General features: G+C 60.9%; 10 protein-coding genes and 1 pseudogene. 4 read left to right on the plus strand and 7 right to left on the minus strand.

Going from position 1 to position 17,061, the window contains the following annotated elements; genetic code table 11:
- Positions 1-16: 16 nt before the first annotated feature.
- The 4 genes from ilvN to ilvD form a co-directional block, all read right to left on the minus strand.
- Complete coding sequence (gene ilvN, locus EJ997_RS06500; protein WP_126703841.1) at positions 17-547, minus strand: acetolactate synthase small subunit; 531 nt, start codon at positions 545-547, stop codon at positions 17-19.
- An 8-nt stretch (positions 548-555) separates the two neighbouring features.
- Positions 556-2,379, minus strand: coding sequence for an acetolactate synthase large subunit (locus tag EJ997_RS06505; protein ID WP_126703842.1), 1,824 nt, complete (start codon positions 2,377-2,379; stop codon positions 556-558).
- A gap of 688 nt (positions 2,380-3,067) precedes the next feature.
- Positions 3,068-4,669 carry an aspartate:alanine exchanger family transporter gene (locus EJ997_RS06510; RefSeq protein WP_126703843.1) on the minus strand — a complete coding sequence of 534 codons (1,602 nt, stop codon included), beginning with the start codon at positions 4,667-4,669 and terminating at the stop codon, positions 3,068-3,070.
- A 268-nt stretch (positions 4,670-4,937) separates the two neighbouring features.
- On the minus strand, positions 4,938-6,776 hold the full coding sequence (gene ilvD / locus EJ997_RS06515) for a dihydroxy-acid dehydratase (RefSeq protein ID WP_126703844.1): 1,839 nt from the start codon (positions 6,774-6,776) through the stop codon (positions 4,938-4,940).
- 514 nt (positions 6,777-7,290) lie between these two features.
- Between ilvD and EJ997_RS06520 the strand changes: the two genes are divergently transcribed.
- On the plus strand, positions 7,291-9,684 hold the full coding sequence (locus EJ997_RS06520) for a phosphoketolase family protein (RefSeq protein ID WP_126703845.1): 2,394 nt from the start codon (positions 7,291-7,293) through the stop codon (positions 9,682-9,684).
- A 156-nt stretch (positions 9,685-9,840) separates the two neighbouring features.
- Here the strand turns inward: EJ997_RS06520 and EJ997_RS13440 are convergent, their stop codons facing one another.
- The 3 genes and pseudogenes from EJ997_RS13440 to EJ997_RS06535 form a co-directional block, all read right to left on the minus strand.
- On the minus strand, positions 9,841-10,569 hold the full coding sequence (locus EJ997_RS13440; protein ID WP_126703846.1) for an ATP-binding cassette domain-containing protein: 729 nt from the start codon (positions 10,567-10,569) through the stop codon (positions 9,841-9,843).
- A 266-nt stretch (positions 10,570-10,835) separates the two neighbouring features.
- Positions 10,836-11,687, minus strand: a pseudogene (locus tag EJ997_RS13445) (ABC transporter transmembrane domain-containing protein); the annotation flags it as partial.
- Complete coding sequence (locus EJ997_RS06535; protein ID WP_126703848.1) at positions 11,684-13,360, minus strand: ABC transporter ATP-binding protein/permease; 1,677 nt, start codon at positions 13,358-13,360, stop codon at positions 11,684-11,686. The pseudogene EJ997_RS13445 and the gene EJ997_RS06535, both read right to left, overlap by 4 nt.
- Positions 13,361-13,880: 520 nt before the next feature.
- On the opposite strand from EJ997_RS06535, the gene EJ997_RS06540 reads away from it, so the two are divergent.
- From EJ997_RS06540 to EJ997_RS06550, 3 genes are all read left to right on the plus strand, one after another.
- The gene (locus EJ997_RS06540; protein WP_126703849.1) at positions 13,881-14,024 is read left to right on the plus strand and encodes a PNPOx family protein; all 144 of its coding nucleotides are present in this window, start codon (positions 13,881-13,883) and stop codon (positions 14,022-14,024) included.
- An 8-nt stretch (positions 14,025-14,032) separates the two neighbouring features.
- On the plus strand, positions 14,033-14,548 hold the full coding sequence (locus EJ997_RS06545) for an FMN-binding negative transcriptional regulator (RefSeq protein ID WP_164719852.1): 516 nt from the start codon (positions 14,033-14,035) through the stop codon (positions 14,546-14,548).
- 201 nt (positions 14,549-14,749) lie between these two features.
- Positions 14,750-16,777 (plus strand): M3 family metallopeptidase, encoded by a 2,028-nt coding sequence (locus EJ997_RS06550; RefSeq protein WP_126703851.1) that lies wholly within the window; start codon positions 14,750-14,752, stop codon positions 16,775-16,777.
- Positions 16,778-17,061: the final 284 nt, after the last annotated feature.

Consider the following 17,061-nt stretch of genomic DNA (forward strand, 5'->3'; position numbering starts at 1 on the left):
GATTCTCCTTGTGTTATCAGGCGCGGCGGAGTGCACGTTCTGCACTCACTCGTTCGGATAGGGAGCGCGAGCCGCGAGATATCGCGACGGCGCCCGATTGGACAATTTCTTTAATTCCGTAGGGAGCAAGCGCTGTCAGGAGCGCCTGCACCTTCCCCGCGGAGCCCGTTGCCTCGATCGTCACCGTATCAGTGACGACGTCAACAACGTGGGCACGGAAGAGTTCAACAAGTTGGAGGACAGCGGTCCGTGTCTCGTCGGTTGCGGAGACCTTGACGAGCAGGAGTTCGCGCTGCACCGAAGTGTCAGCCTCCAGGGCAACGATCTTGATGACGTTAACGAGCTTGTTCAGCTGCTTCGTCACCTGTTCCAGCGGAGCCTCGGCCGCGTCAACAACGAGCGTGATCCGCGAAATCTCGGGATCCTCGGTCGGGCCAACCGCCACCGAGTGGATGTTGAACGCGCGGCGCGCGAACAGTGCGGTGACTCGGGTGAGCACGCCAGGCTTGTTCTCGACGAGGACGGAAAGGGTGTGTCGGGTATTCATTGTTCCTTCTATTCTTCGTCGTCCCAGTTCGGGGCAAGATCGCGGGCGTACTGGATTTCATCGTTCGAGACACCTGCGGCCACCATTGGCCACACCATGGCATCTGCGGAGACCTGGAAGTCGATAACGACCGGGCGGTCGTTGATTTCCATGGCCTGACGGATCGTGTCAGCAACATCCTCGGGCTTGTCACAACGCAGACCCACGCAGCCGTAAGCGTCTGCAAGCTTCACGAAGTCCGGAACGTTCCTCGTGCCGCTACCCGTGTCGAGATCCGTGTTCGAGTAGCGAGCATTATAGAACAGCGTCTGCCACTGACGGACCATGCCGAGCGAGGAGTTGTTGATGATTGCGACCTTGATCGGGATGTCGTTGATAACGCAGGTGGCGAGCTCCTGATTTGTCATCTGGAAACAGCCGTCGCCGTCGATCGCCCACACCGCCTTATCGGGTGCGGCAACCTTGGCTCCCATAGCAGCGGGGATGGCGAGGCCCATCGTGCCCGCACCGCCCGAGTTGATCCACGTACGCGGATTCTCGAACTTCAGGAACTGGGATGCCCACATCTGGTGCTGACCAACGCCGGCAACGTAGATGGCGTCGGGGCCAACAATCTCGGCAAGCTGCTCGAGAACGTACTGGGGAGCCATCTCCCCATCCTCCGTCGGCGTCCACCCCAGCGGATACGTTTCCCGCATGCGGTTCAGGCGCTTCCACCAAGCCGAAATATCGCGCTTGTCGTACTGGCGGTAGGCGGCGGGCAGTTCCTCGATCAGCTCGGCGATCGTCTCCTTGACGTCACCAACGATCGGAACGTCCGCGTGCCGGTTCTTCCCGATCTCGGCCGGGTCAATGTCGGCGTGGATAACCTTCGCGTGGGGGGCGAACGAATCGAGGTTACCGGTCACGCGATCATCAAATCGCGCACCGAGAGCAATAAGGAGGTCGGAGCGCTGCAGTGCATCCACCGCGGCAACCGTGCCATGCATACCGGGCATGCCCAGGTTGTGCGGGTCCTCGACCGACAGCGAGCCGATCGCGTTGAGCGTCGTGACGGCGGGGATGCCGGTGAGCTTGACAAGTTCGCGGAGTTCCTCGGCTGCTCCGGCACGGATCACGCCGCCGCCCACGTAGAACACGGGGCGCTCGGCCGTGGCAACAAGGCGGGCCGCTTCCCGCACCTGACGGGCGTTCGGACGGGTTACCGGTCGATATCCGGGAAGGTCGCGGACCGGGGGCCACACGAAGTCGCATTCGGCGTTCTGGGCGGACTTGGCGATGTCGACGATGACAGGGCCGGGTCGTCCGGTCTGGGCAAGCTCGTAAGCCTCGGCAATGCGTGCCGGGATGTCCTTCGCGTCTGTGACGAGGAACGAGTGCTTCGTGATCGGCATGGTGATGCCGACAATGTCGGCCTCCTGGAAAGCATCCGTGCCAATCAGTGCCGCACCAACCTGGCCGGTGATTGCCAGCATCGGAACCGAGTCCATGTAGGCATCCAGAACGGCAGTTGTCAGGTTGGTCGCACCCGGACCAGAGGTAGCAATGCAGACACCGACCTTGCCGGTGGCATGTGCGTAGCCCTCAGCCGCATGTCCTGCGCCCTGCTCGTGACGCACCAGGATGTGCCGTAGCGAGGTGGAATCCATGAGCGGATCGTAGGTGGGGAGGATGGCACCGCCGGGGAGACCGAAGACCGTATCTACGCCCAGCTCCTCGAGAGAACGAATAATTGACCGGGCACCGGTTGACTTCTCTCGGATAACACCGTCGCCCTGCGCCTTCAGCGCACTCGCTTCAGCGAGTGTTGCCGGGGATGCTGGTTTCCCCATGGTTCCTCCTAGACGTGGATCGGTATGGCAATGAAAAAGCCCCCTGCTTCGGAACAGGGGGCGCGCAACACTTCCTTAGCGGACCGGTGTGGCGCGCCAGGTAACTACAAGCTTCATTTCCATAACTCAGACATTAGCCTGACCCGCCCGGGACAAGCAAGCCAGAGTCACTTGATCTCACATATTGGTTCGCAATGTCAGCCAATGAGACATACCTTCTCGGGGCAAAAGTCCTACTTTTTGGCTTATATTCACTAATTCCACGGAAATACTGCACCCTCCCCCGCCGAGAGTAAACGCTCTCCCGCGTGCGCGAAGCGGGCGTCCAATTATCAAGAAGCAGCCGTTCTCCGCACCTACCTGCACTCCCCTGGCGTAGCCACCACCTATCCCCCATCCCCGTCTCTGCCCCGCAGGTACCTGCCCAATAGCAACGGGGGCTGGTCGAGCTGCCCGGTCTCTATCGTTGGGGGAACCGCGCGGATGTCCGGGAAGCGAAAACGCTGGCCCGCACCCGGTTCGACATAGCGGACGGGGTATTCACGGATAGAAACCCTCACTGACATTGAGAACTTGTGGGAATAGGGACATGCGGACATAAGCGTGCTCCCCGGGACTCGAACGTCCTGTCACGTTCGGATTCCGGGGAGCACTGTTGCAGTATGCCACGAAGCGTGGCTTGTGGCGCTTACATACCGCCAAGGAAGTGGGCGACGAGGATCTTGGCGATCATCGCGACCGGGTAGACAAGTGCATACCCGAGGGCAACGCGGGGGTCTGATCCCGTACGGCCGTTCGCGAATGCGAGGACGGCCGGCTGGGTCTGCGAGCCTGCGAGCAGGCCAGACAGCCTCGTTCCACCCATATGGAAGATATGGCGCATGGTCAAGTAGAGGCCGACTCCCATGATCGAGGTGACAAGAACTCCGAGCAGGAGGATCTTCCACCAGGCATCACCGGAGAAGGCGAGTCCGATCTGGCCACCGGCGTTGCAACCTGCCTGCGCGAGGAAAAGGAGGAGGCCGAGTTCCGACATGACGAGGTTCGCGGTGTTCGGCAGGGCGGTGACGACCTTGCCGACACGACCAAGACGGCCCATGACCAGTCCAACGAGGAGAACGCCGGCGGCGCCACCGAGGGAGAAGCTACCGCCACCGGGCATCGGGATTTCAATGGAGCCAACGAACAGGCCAAGGGCGAGGCCCAGACCGAGCGCCACGGGGTTGATGTCGGTGAGGCCCTTCGAGGAGTCGCCGAGCCACTTGGAGATTTCCTTCAGCTTCATGGTCGGGCCGACAACGCGGACGCGGTCTCCCATTTCCACCATGAGATTCGGGATTGCAAGCATGTCCTGATCGGCCCTGCGGACGCGGGAGATCTTTGCTCCCCAGCGCTCTGCGAGAACTTCGTCGAGTTCGCGGACGGTGAGGCCAACGAGGCTGGGCTCGGACACGGTGATCCGGCGGAAATCGAGCATGCGACGGTCGGAGCGTAGCGAGTGGGAGGAGCGGTGGCCAAGTTCGCCAACAACCTGTTCAACATCGGCATCTTCACCGACGATGGTGACAAGGTCGCCCCGCTGGAGGACCTCGCTGGAGCTGGGGATCCAGATGGGGCCCTGTTCGCCGCGGCGGATGCGGGAGAATTCGATTGCGGAGCCGAGGGACTTCATGATGCCACCAACGGTCGGGCCGTCTTCACGGTCCACGCGGACGTTCTGGTGGGTGACGGGCGACGGGGCATCGGTGTCGAGGTGCGCTTTCCGCAATGCCATCTGCGCCGCAATGATCATGCCGATGACGCCGAACAGGTAGGCGACTGCGTAGCCCACGGTTGCGGTCCCGGGATCACCGGAGGATTCACCGGCGGCCGCGAGCGCGGGCGTGTTCGTGACGGCGCCGGAGAAGGTACCGGCGATGAGTGCGATGTCCATGTCGAACACGTAGCTACCGACAAGGTAGGCGGCAACGGCTGCGACGATGAAGAGGACCACCATCGTGATGATGGGGCCGGTTGCCTGTTTCAGGGACTTGAAGAACGTGCCGCCGGCGTTGTTGCCGATGGAGAAGGCGAACAGGACGAGCCCGAGGGTGCCAATGTAGTGCGGGATTGTGATCTCGACGCCGACCGCATTACCCCATGCTGCGAGGGCGATCGCGAAGAACAGGACGGCAGCCGCACCGAGGCTCACTCCCTTAACTTTGATTCGGCCGAGGGCCATTCCTATGCCGATAATCAAGAAAACCGTCAAGATCGGTTGTTCGGCCAAGTAGTTCAACACACTGTTCATGCCACCCGGACACTCCTCTGTCATGGATCGCTGTCCACGCATCTGTTATTGAATAGTTCCATCAATAAGTATGGCCCGGGTTTTGTCCGAATTGATGGGCAATGAGTCCCGGCACGACGAAGCGGGAGATGTTAGTTGCACCTCCCGCTTACCGTCATATTTTGCGCTTTGTGGGCCGCGTCTCAGAATACTGCGCTAATCGCTACGGGCGGCGTTGTTCGGAACCTCGTTGGCAGCGTCCGTGAGCGGTCAGCCGAGCCCACATCTGCTAGTCGTCGAGTGAACGCACTCCTCCGTAGGTGGCTGAGCGTGCCAGCATCGCGTAGGCCTTGAGCGCCTTGGAGACCTTGCGGGGGCGCTCAGCGGCGGGCTTCCACGGGGTGGATCCCTTGGCGGCGCGGCGCTCGGCCAGGGTTTCGTCGTCGACGAGTAGCTCGAGTTTGCGGGAGGGCACGTCGAGGACAATGCGGTCACCCTCTTCGATAAGTCCGATGGCGCCGCCTGCGGCGGCCTCGGGTGAGATGTGGCCGATGGAGATACCGGACGTGCCTCCGGAGAACCTGCCGTCGGTGATCAGTGCGCAGTCCTTGCCAAGTCCCAGTCCCTTGAGGAAGGACGTCGGGTACAGCATCTCCTGCATGCCCGGCCCGCCCTTGGGGCCCTCATACCGGATGACAACAACGTCGCCGGGAACAACGGACTTGGAGAGGATCAGGTTGATGGCGTCCTCCTGGGAGTCAACGACCCGTGCCCTGCCTTCGAAGTGGAAGAGCTCTTCGTCGATTCCGGCGGTCTTAATGACTGCGCCTTCTTCGGCGATGTTGCCCTTGAGGACGGCAAGACCACCATCTTCCGTGTAGGCGTTCTCGACGGAACGGATGCAGCCGTTCTCGCCGTCCGTGTCGAGCTCTTCCCATTCATTCGCTTGGGAGAAAGCCCTCGTCGTGCGGACGCCACCGGGGGCGGCCTTGAACAGCTGGACCGCTTCGGGTGACGGCGCGGGGCCGCGCACGTCCCACTTCTCCAGCCAGGACTTCAGGTCATCGGAGTGGACCGAATGGACGGAGTCCTTGAGGAGACCTGCTCGGTAGAGCTCACCGAGGATCGCGGGGATGCCGCCGGCGCGGTGAACGTCTTCCATGTGGAACACCGGGTGGTTGGGGGCAACCTTGGAGACGCAGGGAACCTGGCGGGAGATCGCGTCGATGTCATCGAGGTTGAAGTCGACCTCTCCCTCGATTGCGGTGGCAAGGATATGGAGGATCGTGTTGGTCGAGCCACCCATTGCCACGTCCATCGTCATCGCGTTAAAGAACGCATCGCGGGTGGCAATGTTGCGGGGCAGGACCGACTCGTCGTCCTCCTCGTAGTAGCGGCGAGCCAGGTCGACGATGCGACGGCCCGCCCCAAGGAAGAGCTCCTTGCGTGCCACGTGGGTGGCCAGCGTCGAGCCGTTGCCGGGAAGGGACAGGCCAAGGGCCTCGGTCAGGCAGTTCATGGAGTTCGCGGTGAACATGCCGGAACATGAACCGCACGTCGGGCACGCGGCCGATTCGATTTCGGACAGTTGCTCATCGCTGATCGACTCGTCAGCTGCGCCGGTCATGGCGTCGATGAGGTTCACGGGATGGTCAATAACACCGTCGACGGCCTTGCCCGCTTCCATGGGCCCACCGGACACGAAGATGACGGGAATGTTAAGCCTCATGGCGGCCATGAGCATCCCGGGGGTGATCTTGTCGCAGTTCGAGATGCAGACAAGAGCATCTGCCGTGTGGGCGTTCACCATGTACTCAACGGAATCCGCGATAATCTCGCGGGACGGTAGCGAGTAGAGCATGCCGTCATGCCCCATAGCAATGCCGTCATCCACGGCAATTGTATTGAATTCCTTGCCAACACCGCCCGCTTCCTCAATTGCGGAAATCACGAGCTGGCCCATGTCCTTCAGGTGAACGTGGCCGGGAACAAACTGGGTGAACGAGTTGGCAACCGCAATAATCGGTTTACCGAAGTCACCGTCTCCCATACCGGTAGCCCGCCAAAGGGCTCTTGCACCGGCAAAGTTACGTCCCTGGGTTGACGTGGCCGAACGCAGCTGTGGCATTGAAACTCCTTGTCCTCACTCTTCCGATTACCTTACGACCGATCCCACGAATTGGGACAGAAGCGGCCACGAGGCGAGACAGCGCCCCGACATCACCACCGACGAGCTCCCACACGCCACACGCCCCGTCGCACAGCGCTCCCGCACACACCACGTGTTCGACGCCTGGTTCCCTGCATTTTGCGACACGTAGTCCCCCCGATGTATCCCGCACCCGACAATTCCGCCCTTCCACCGAGGCGATATTGCGGCTCTCTGCACTCACGAACTCGGCCCCACCAACCACAAACCACCAACCACCAACCTGCCCCGACATCTCGTCGAACTATGACAATTACCTGATACCGGTCGAGAAAATCGTTGAGAAGTGCGCGCCATGTCGGTAGATTCCAAGAGAGTCAGATCACAGTTCGCGAACCCGCCGAACCGGATGACGGGACAGCCAGCTAGAAAGCGACAGCTAGACAACAAATCACGACCAGCACATTGCCGTCGACCATTAAGGACCAACACCATGTCCGACATCATCACCTCTCTCAAGAACCCGAGTGACGAGGAGGTTCGCGCCGTGGACGCCTGGTGGCGGGCCAACAATTATTTGACCGTTGGCCAGATCTACCTCAAGTCCAATCCGCTCCTACGCGAGCCCCTTGAGGCATCCGACATTAAGCCCAGGCTTCTTGGCCACTGGGGCACCTCCCCAGGCCTATCCCTGATCTACGCCCACGCCTCCCGCCTCATTCAGAAGACCGGGCAGGAAATGATTTATATTACGGGGCCGGGGCACGGCGGGCCCGCGATTGTGGCAGCCACGTACCTGGAGAACACGTACACCGAGTCCTTCCCGCACGTCACGCAGGACACCCCCGGACTCGAGACACTGTTCCGCCAGTTCTCAGCACCCGGTGGCATCCCTTCCCATGCTTCGGTCACCACCCCCGGTTCCATCAACGAGGGTGGCGAGCTCGGCTACGCTCTCGTTCACGCCTTCGGAGCCGTTTTCGATAACCCCGATCTCATCGCACTCAGCGTTGTCGGTGACGGTGAGGCCGAGACCGGACCTCTCGAAGGTTCCTGGAAGAGCATCTCGTTCCTCAACCCTGCGCGCGACGGTGCAGTCCTCCCGGTTCTGCACCTGAACGGCGCGAAGATTGCCTCCCCCACGGTGCAGGGCCGCAAGGACCCCGAGGAGGTCCGCAAGCTGTACGAGGGCCACGGCTACGAGGTTCTCGAAGTCGAAGGCGATGACCTCCCCGGCATGCACTACCGCTTTGCCGAAACCCTTGGAACAGCGTACGAACGGATCAAGGAAATCCAGGACGACGCTCGCACGAACGGCGTCGTTGCGGGAGAGCGCCCCCGCTGGCCCATGATCATCCTTCGCTCCCCGAAGGGGTGGACGGGGCCGGACGTCGTTGACGGCGTCCAAGTAGCGGGAACATGGCGTTCCCACCAGGTACCCCTATCGGGTGTCCGGGAAAATCCGGACCACTTAAAGATCCTGGAAGACTGGATGAAGTCGTACCGCCCCGAAGAGCTCTTTGACGAGTCGGGTATGCCGACGGATATTGTGCGGTCAATCAATCCGGAAGGCGATCTACGCATGTCGGCCCACCCGGCAGGTAATGGCGGAGGGGAGTACAGAGCTCTCGACATGCCGAACTGGCGGGACTTCACCATCGACTTCGCCCCGGCAGAGCGCGGCACGTTCCGCGCCGAATCGACCCGCAAGCTCGGCGAGTTCCTTGAGGAGATCTACCGCCGCAACCCCGAAACGTTCCGACTGTTCTGCCCGGACGAAACAAACTCGAACCGGCTTGGCGCGGTCTTCAATGCTTCGGACCGGATGACAATGGAAGCGGTCACCGACGATGACGAAAAGCTGTCACCGGACGGGCGGGTCATGGAAGTTCTGTCCGAGCACCTGACCCACGGTTGGCTGGAGGGCTACAACCTGACGGGACGCCACGGGCTCTTCGCCTCCTACGAAGCATTCGGCATGGTGTCGGTCTCCCAGACCGTTCAGCACACAAAATGGCTGGAAGAGGCCATCGAACTGGACTGGCGAGTACCGGTTCCCTCGTTCAACATTCTCCTGTCATCGACGTGCTGGAGGAACGACCACAACGGTTTCTCCCACCAGGGACCCGGCGTCCTCTCTACGATCGTCAACATGCGAGGAAACATCGTCCGCACCTACCTGCCACCGGATGCGAACTGCCTCCTCGAGGTTTCCGCATATACGCACGACACGAAGAACCGCGTGAACGTTATCGTCCAGGACAAGCAGCCGCAGTTCCAGTGGCTCACCCCGGACGAAGCAGAAGCGCACTGCCGCAAGGGCTTCGGCATCTGGGACTGGGCCGGAAATGAGGACCCGGAATCGGGCGAAGATCCCGACATCGTCATTGCGTGCGCCGGTGACGTCGTCACCATGGAAGCGGTTGCGGCAGCCCAGATCCTCCGCCAACAGCTACCCTCGCTGAAAATTAGGGTCGTCAACGTCGTTCGCCTACAGACCCTGTCCCGCCCGAAGGACCACCCCACCGGCATGACCGACCAGGACTTCGCAGAAATGTTCACGAACACCCAGGATGTTCTGTTCTGCTTCCACGGCTATGCCGGGGTGATCCACCAGCTGGTTCACGGCCGTCCCGACGTCGACCGGTTCCACGTTCGTGGCTTCCGCGAGGAAGGCACGACCACCACGCCGTTCGACATGGTGGTCCGCAACGGCATCGACCGCTACTCGCTCGTCATCGACGCCCTCAACAACACGAAGCGGACCGTCAGGGGCGCCGCCGACCTGAAGCGCTGGTGCACCAAGCAGCTTGACCGTCACCACGAATACAAGGTTGAGCACCTGGAGGACATGCCAGAAATCACCGACTGGGTGTTCGAAGCATAGGTTACGAAACACAGGTCAACCAGCAAGAGAGTTGTGGGGCGGATCGGAACATTCCGATCCGCCCCACACTTGCATGTGCCACAGCGTCCGATAGGCAAGTTGCTCGAAATCCCGGCGCGATCCCACGGTCAAGCACCGGCGCAACCCCACGGTGTACTACGAGTTGGCGGGCCCGCCGAACAGTGTTCTGCGCGCCTCAAGCACGTGCTCGGGCTTACCGGACGCTGCGACCTTGCCGCGGTGGAAGAGAACCGCATGATCGGCTTCTGCCGCAGCTTCTTCTCGGTGGGTGACCTCAACGATGGTGAGGTGCCCGAAGGTAGCTGCCAGGCCGTCCCGGATTTCTTTCTCCAGGGACGCGTTGAGGTTTGCCGTGAACTCATCGAGGATTAGGACCGAGGGTTCAGTAAGGAGGGCGCGTGCCAGGCAGATTCGCTGGCCCTGACCGCCCGACAGCTTCGATCCATCCTGGCCAACGCGGGTTTTCAGCCCGGCAGGCATGGCCTTCACTTCCTCATCGACCCGGGCAACCTTTAGGGCCTCCCAGACCTGCTCTTCTGTCGCATCGGGATGACCGAGGCGAACGTTCTCGATAATCGTCGAGTCCAACATCTGGTTCTTCTGCGAAACCAGGGCAATCCGCGAGCGCAGCGAGTCCGTGGTGAGGGAATTGATCGACGTACCGTCGACACGGATATCACCCTGTTCTGGATCGTCGAAGCGAAGGAGAAGCTGAACCGTTGTGGTCTTGCCGGATCCGGAGGGGCCGAGCAGGACGGTACGTTTGCCGGCGGGGGCTTCGATGGTGATGTTGTCGAGTGCCGGGGGCACGTTCTCATCAGCCTCGCCGCTGTCCCCGGATAACGGTAGGTGACACCTTCCCATGACAGTGCGGGTGCCCTATCGAGCGGTAGCTCATCGTTGCCGTCAGCGACGCGCTGGGGCTCGTGGCAGATCCGGTAGAGCCGGTGGGCGGCGGCGAGTGACCGGTCGAGAGAACCGACGGCCTCCTCGATCCCGCGCGGGCCTTCAAGGAAGCGAATCGAGCCGACGGCTAGTGCACAGACAACCGCAATCGAGTAATTCCCCGCCAAGCCGACTGCGAGAATTGAGACGGTGACGATGATCGACAGGAAGGAGTTGAGGCCACGGCGGATTCCCGCGGAGCGCGCGGCCGACCGAGACTTCGTCGAGATCGTTTCACCAATCCGATCCATCTCCTCAAAGCGTTCCTTCTCGCGTCCGTAGCCAACGACTTCTTCGACTCCGAAGACGGAGTCGGTGACGTGGGCACTGAGGTCACCGCGAGCCGCGAGCACCCCGTCCGCATGTGTCATCGCGCTCTTCGTTCCGATCAGGGGAACAACGAGGAGGGAGATGGCAAGGCAGACGGCTGGGATTGCCACGATCTCCCATCCGACCAGGGCGCCGGTGACGAGCAGTGTCGAGATCGGAACGACAAAGGCCGAGACGACCGGGGCGAAGGTGTGGGCGTAGACCACTTCGATGCGGTCAACATCCTTTGTGAGCGACGTCAGGACGTCACCCGACCTACTGCGGGTAACAATGCTCGGGGCCTTTGGCCACAGGACCGAGAAGGCGTGGCCGCGGAGAATCTCGAGCGCCTTGAAGGCCACGTAGTGGCCGGTGAACTGCTCGAGGTAGTAGAAGGTTGCCTTGCCGAGGGCAAGCACAATAAGAAGGACAAGTGACGGAACAACGCTGCGACCATCAACCGCGGCCGAAACGATCGCCCATCCCGCGATCCCAAAGATCAGGAGTTCCAGGGCCTGCTTGATGATGCGGAAAAGGGTGGAGACATAGAGTGGCCCGTGCACGGGCTTCGTAATCGACGTGAGCCACGACAGGACCTTCCAAGTCGACGGCCTCTCCGCGGCCGTCTCAGCAGTCACGCGAGTTACCATCTTGTCAGTATCTCTTGCTGTGACGTTGTCATTCTCTGTACCCATCTTGCTGGTGGGGATGTTTGCGCTCCGTTTCATCGGGCCACCTCGCTGACCTTGGCTAGCGTGCCGTCTGACATTTCCCACACGCTGTCCGCAAGCCGGAGCATCGAGGGGCGGTGGGTGATGATGAGAATGCTGAGCTGACCGCGCAGGTCATCGATCGCATCAATAATCTTGGCTTCCGATTCCATGTCCACATGAGAGGTGGGTTCGTCGAGAAGAAGGATGTTCCTGCCTGACAGCAGGGCGCGGGCGAGCGACAGGCGCTGGGCTTGGCCGCCGGACAGCATGGAGGCACGCTCACCGACTTTGGTGAGCAGTCCTTGCGGCATGTACTTCACGTCCTGCTCAACATTCGCCCGTTTCAGGGCTTCCCACATCTCCTCCTCCGACGCATCGGGTTTGCCGATGCGGAGGTTGTCGGCGATTGTTCCCGTGAACATCCAGGTGCTCTGGGAAACTCCGGCGGTAAGTGACCTTGTCTCCGACGCAGTCAGCGCCGAAAGGTCTCTGCCGCCAACGAAGATGGTGCCGTCCTGGGGTGGGAGAGCGCCCTTGAGCAGCGACAGGAGTGTGGACTTGCCGGAACCCGAAGGGCCGATAATTGCGGCGGTTTCTCCCCTCGGCAAGGTCAGGTCAATTCCGTGAAGGACCTCGCCGCGACCGTAATCGTAGCGGACCCCTGACAGGTCGATTGCGAAAGCAGACTCCGATATATCTGCTGTTGCGTCTCCGACTCGCTTCGGCGCGGCGGGCTGAGAGTCAAGGTAGCGGCGGATAGCTCGTTCGGATGCCATACCACCCATGCCGATGTAGAAGAAGCCTGCGACCTGGCCAAGAGGCTCCAAAAGGAGAGTGAGGAGAAGAATGACTGTGACAGCCTCTCCCCCATCGATCGCACCGACATTCATTCGCGTTGCCGTAAGGAAAACGATCCAGCAGATCAGAAGAAGGGAGGCGATACCGTCAATGACGATGATGACAATCTGGTTGCCGGCCAGCAGCTTCATGATCGCACCGCGGTTCGCTTCACCATTGTCCCGAAGCTTTTTCTCAATCCGGGGACCGGCTCCAAAGATCCTGATCGTCACAAGATTGCGGATCGCATCAAGATAGTTGCTGGTGAGCCGGGCGCGCTCAGCACGAGAGTTGCTCGACACCTTGCGGAACAGTTTGAGGAAACCCATGACAATCAGAGGAATGAGTGGGCACACGATCAGTCCGCCCAGGCCAATGATGGGGTCGATGGCGATGGCAACGTAGCCGAGGGTGAGAATCGGAATGCTGAAAGCGGCGATCGTTGAACCAAAGTAGACCTGCCGGTATTCAGTCACCCGTTCGGCACTGTCCGTCATCATCCCAATGAGACGGCCCGACGTGAACTCATGGGTGGCATTCTTCGGCAGCTCGGATTGACGGAATACGGTCGCCAGGAGACCGCTACGGATCCGCCGCTCCTCAGCCCGCGCCTCACGGCCCGCGCAATCGGCCTCAAGGACAGCGCAAACACCCGCCAGGAGCCCGAGAACAAGCGCACCAATCCAGGTTCCGGAGGGAATCTCGTTACCAACGAGAGCGTCTCCGACGGCCGATCCAAGAAGGATAAGGGCCGCCGCGGTGAGGATCGCCGACAGGAGCCGGAGCCCCGCCACGACCATGACGGCCCGTTGGCCTCGCTCCGAAATAATCGGAGTTTTCTTCTGCTTCACAAACAAGCTCCTTGAGAGATCACCGGAATTCAATCCGACATCCCATCCAGCACCCTCCCCGCCGAACGCTGCGACAGTTTGGCTCCGGGCGCTCCCGGCCCGCCGACTCATCGGAACCCAAAAGCTCGATGCAGGGCAGGGAGGGTGCGCCATTCCTACGACCCACGTGGCGGGCCAATCCTCACTCCAACCTAGGCATTACCCAATCTGGAATCAATCAACCCGCCACGCATCACAGTGACAGGCAACAGGCCAACCACTCTACTAATGAGAACGTTTATCACTCTATCATTATTCGTGATGATCCCGCCTTCCCTGACGTGCTTTGCCAGGCACCTGACAGGACATCGACCGCACTGCGCAACCGTCTCGTTCACCCAGCGCCACCACCCTCAGTCTCTGACCGGGATGACGCTGTCTTTCTTTTGCGCTGGGCCGCGGCGTTTTTCTTGCCCGCAACTGTCTCCTTGCGCAGTTCGCACCTAGACTGGTGGGAATTCATCGACCATGAGGAGCCCCAATGAATCCCCACTACTTCACTCTCGACCGGGAGCCAGCCTTGGAGTTCGTGAAGGAACAGGGAGCGGGAACGCTCGTCACTGCCAGAGCCGACGGAACGATTGATGCGACTGTTATGCCGATCGTGTTCCGCGGGACAACCTGATCATGCACATGGCTCGGTTCAACGATCACTGGAAGAGCTCCGACTTCCCGCGTCCCGCCGCTATGATCTTCACCGGGGCACACGACTACATCACCTCCCGCGACTACGACCTGCCGGAAGGAGTTTCCGTTGCCTCAACATGGGATTACACGCAGGTCGTTATCCACGGCGAAGTCACCGTTCTCGACGATCGGGAATGGGTCCGGGAAGCCGCCGTTGAGCTCACGGCACTGTGGGATAAAGAGGAGGCGGAGAACCTCGAGGAGAAGTACCTGGAGCGCGCCTCCAAAGCCATCGTTGGCATGTCGATGACGATCGACCGGATCGAAGGTAAAGCCAAGCTGTCCCAGAACCGCCTACCGGGCGAACGCGCCAAGATCTCGTCAACCCTGCGGGATAGGGGGACCGAACGAGCATCGAAGCTTGCCGAGGATATTGATGCAGCACCGTCAACGGCACGCAGGGTTCCTTTCCTTGGCGGGCTACACGCCGCAAAGAAGAACAACCCTCCGCTCGCGCACTAACGACGCACGTCCCCCTCCCCTAACCAAGAGAAAGCAACAGGGCGGCTGGGCAAGGCGACCGGATGGGGCGATGCAAAAACACCGGGCAACGCAATAACACGAGGCGAAGCCATGCGGCTAAGACCTTAAAGTTTCTCCGGCCTGTCACGCCGCGGGCGTACCGACTGCGCGTGGATATGCGGTCTCCATTAGCATCGGGATATGACGAATCCTCTTTTGAGCACATCCACTCTTCCCTACGGCGTGCCGGACTGGGCCACGATTAAGCGCGAGCACATTCTGCCTGCCGCCCGCCAAGCAATGGCTGCTGAGCGAATGGTGTGGGACGAGATTGCGACGAATACCGAACCCGCCACGGTCGAGAACACCGTGGTTCCCTTCGATGAGTCAGCTGAAGAACTCGAACGAGTTCTCTCCCCGGCCTTCACCCTCTTCTCGTCCGTTGGTGGCGATGAGCTCGACGCCATCCAGGCAGAGATCGGCCCGGAACTTTCCGCACACGAGAACGCCTTCTGGCTCGACCGTAGACTGTTCGATCGCTTCAACACCATCGATCTGAGCAACGCTGACGAGGAGACAACCTACTTTGTTTCCGACATTCTCAAGAAGTTCCGCCTGAACGGCATCGACCTATCCCCCGAGGACCAGGAGATTCTCAAGGAAATCGATGCCAAGCTTTCCGAGCTCAACATTCACTTTGGCCAGCGGGCCGTTAAGGCCATGAGGGACAATGCGCTGACCGTGACCGATCGCGCGGACCTTGCCGGGCTATCCGAGGAGCAGATTGCCTCCTACCAGCAAGACGACGGCACATACTCCCTGCCACTCCTTAACTTCACGAACCAGCCGCTTCAGGCGCAGCTGACCAAGCCCGAAACCCGACGCGCGCTTCTGGCGGCGTCAACGAGCCGCGGCCTTGGTGCCCGCGAGTCGTCAGATACTCGCCAAATCGTCATCGAGATCGCCACCCTGCGCGCCCGCAAGGCCGCTCTGCTTGGCATGCCGCACCACTCGGAGGTTGTTGCCCAGCGCGGCATGGCAAAGGAGTCGCAGGCCATCATCAACCTGCTGACCACCGTGGCCGCAAAGGCGGTTGCCGCAGTGGACCGCGAAGTAGACGAATTAAGGCCGCTCGCCGAAGCCGACGAGGCGGGGGACGGCCTCCATGCTGGCGACCTCACCTACTACCAGGAGAAGCTCCGCGGGCAGGTCGCCGTCGACGATGCTGCTCTGAAGCCATACCTGGCTCTCAGCAACGTTGTCGAGAAGGGCATCTTCTACGCGGCGGAGAAACTGTTCGGCCTGACGTTCACGCCCCGCCCCGACATTGCGGGTTACGTCGACTCCATCCAAACCTGGGAAGTGTTCGATGAGTCCGGCGAAGCGATCGGTCTATTCCAGGCGGACTTCTACAACCGTCCCGGCAAGAACGGCGGGGCGTGGATGCATTCGATTGTTTCTCAGTCGCGCCGTGCCGGCACCAAGCCTGTCATCATGAACAACTCGAACTTCGATGAGCCTGCCGAGGGACAGGATCTGCTCCTCACCTGGGATCAGGTTGAAACTGTCTTCCACGAGTTCGGCCACGCCCTCCACGGTCTCCTGTCCGACACCCACTACGTGTCGACCGCCGGAACGTCCGTTCCTCGCGACTTCGTTGAGCTTCCCAGTCAGCTCAACGAGATGTGGTCCTACCATCCCGCCGTTCTCGCACAGTACGCCGTTCATCACGAGACCGGTGCGCCCCTGCCTGCAAATCTGGCCCAGAAGCTCTCTGCTTCGAAGACCTTCGGTCAGGGCTTCGCCACGACCGAGTTCCTCGCATCGGCCCTTCTCGACCAGGCATGGCACCGCCTCACCGCGGACAAAGTACCAACTGTTGACGAGATTGAGACTTTCGAGGAGAGGGCGCTGGAGGAACTTGCCGTGCACCACGACCTGGTTCCGCCCCGCTACCGGAGCACCTACTTCAGCCACACCTTCTCGGGTGGCTACGATGCTGGCTACTACTCGTACATGTGGGCAGAGGTTCTTGTCGCCGACATTGAGCAGTGGTTCGGAACAGAAGCAGCGAAGAATGATGGTGGGCTCAATCGCGAAGCCGGTGACATTCTCCGCAACGAACTCATGTCACGCGGCGGTTCCCGCGACCCCTTGGAATCGTTCAAGGCGGTACGTGGCCGCGAGCCCCGCGCCGAGGCACTCCTCGAACGCCGCGGGCTCAACTAAGAAACAAATAGCTCTAGGCGCTAGATCGTAAACGGGGGCTTACTCTCTGGCACCACATACTAACAAAGCCGGTGCGGGCATCAGTCCGTACCGGCTTCGTTCTCAAATGCCCCATCCGTCCTCCCGCAGAGCACCATCACTGACTGGAAGTCATGAAGCCCCGGCGACGTGGGGTCACAAAAGGGGATCTTTACAACTGCGCGGGATCTTGCCCTGTGTCTCGGACGTATGTTCTTCTACTCCCCTATAAACAACCCAAAGCAATCAGTTCCTCCCTCCCTGTC

This window comes from Flaviflexus ciconiae, from assembly GCF_003971195.1.
In the GTDB taxonomy this organism is placed as follows: domain Bacteria; phylum Actinomycetota; class Actinomycetes; order Actinomycetales; family Actinomycetaceae; genus Flaviflexus; species Flaviflexus ciconiae.

Coding starts and splice junctions, on each gene's coding strand:
- ilvN (WP_126703841.1), bottom strand. CDS start 547: ATGAATACCCGACACACCCTTTCCGTCCTCGTCGAGAACAAGCCTGGC.
- EJ997_RS06505 (WP_126703842.1), bottom strand. CDS start 2,379: ATGGGGAAACCAGCATCCCCGGCAACACTCGCTGAAGCGAGTGCGCTG.
- EJ997_RS06510 (WP_126703843.1), bottom strand. CDS start 4,669: ATGAACAGTGTGTTGAACTACTTGGCCGAACAACCGATCTTGACGGTT.
- ilvD (WP_126703844.1), bottom strand. CDS start 6,776: ATGCCACAGCTGCGTTCGGCCACGTCAACCCAGGGACGTAACTTTGCC.
- EJ997_RS06520 (WP_126703845.1), top strand. CDS start 7,291: ATGTCCGACATCATCACCTCTCTCAAGAACCCGAGTGACGAGGAGGTT.
- EJ997_RS13440 (WP_126703846.1), bottom strand. CDS start 10,569: ATGGGAAGGTGTCACCTACCGTTATCCGGGGACAGCGGCGAGGCTGAT.
- EJ997_RS06540 (WP_126703849.1), top strand. CDS start 13,881: ATGAATCCCCACTACTTCACTCTCGACCGGGAGCCAGCCTTGGAGTTC.
- EJ997_RS06545 (WP_164719852.1), top strand. CDS start 14,033: ATGGCTCGGTTCAACGATCACTGGAAGAGCTCCGACTTCCCGCGTCCC.
- EJ997_RS06550 (WP_126703851.1), top strand. CDS start 14,750: ATGACGAATCCTCTTTTGAGCACATCCACTCTTCCCTACGGCGTGCCG.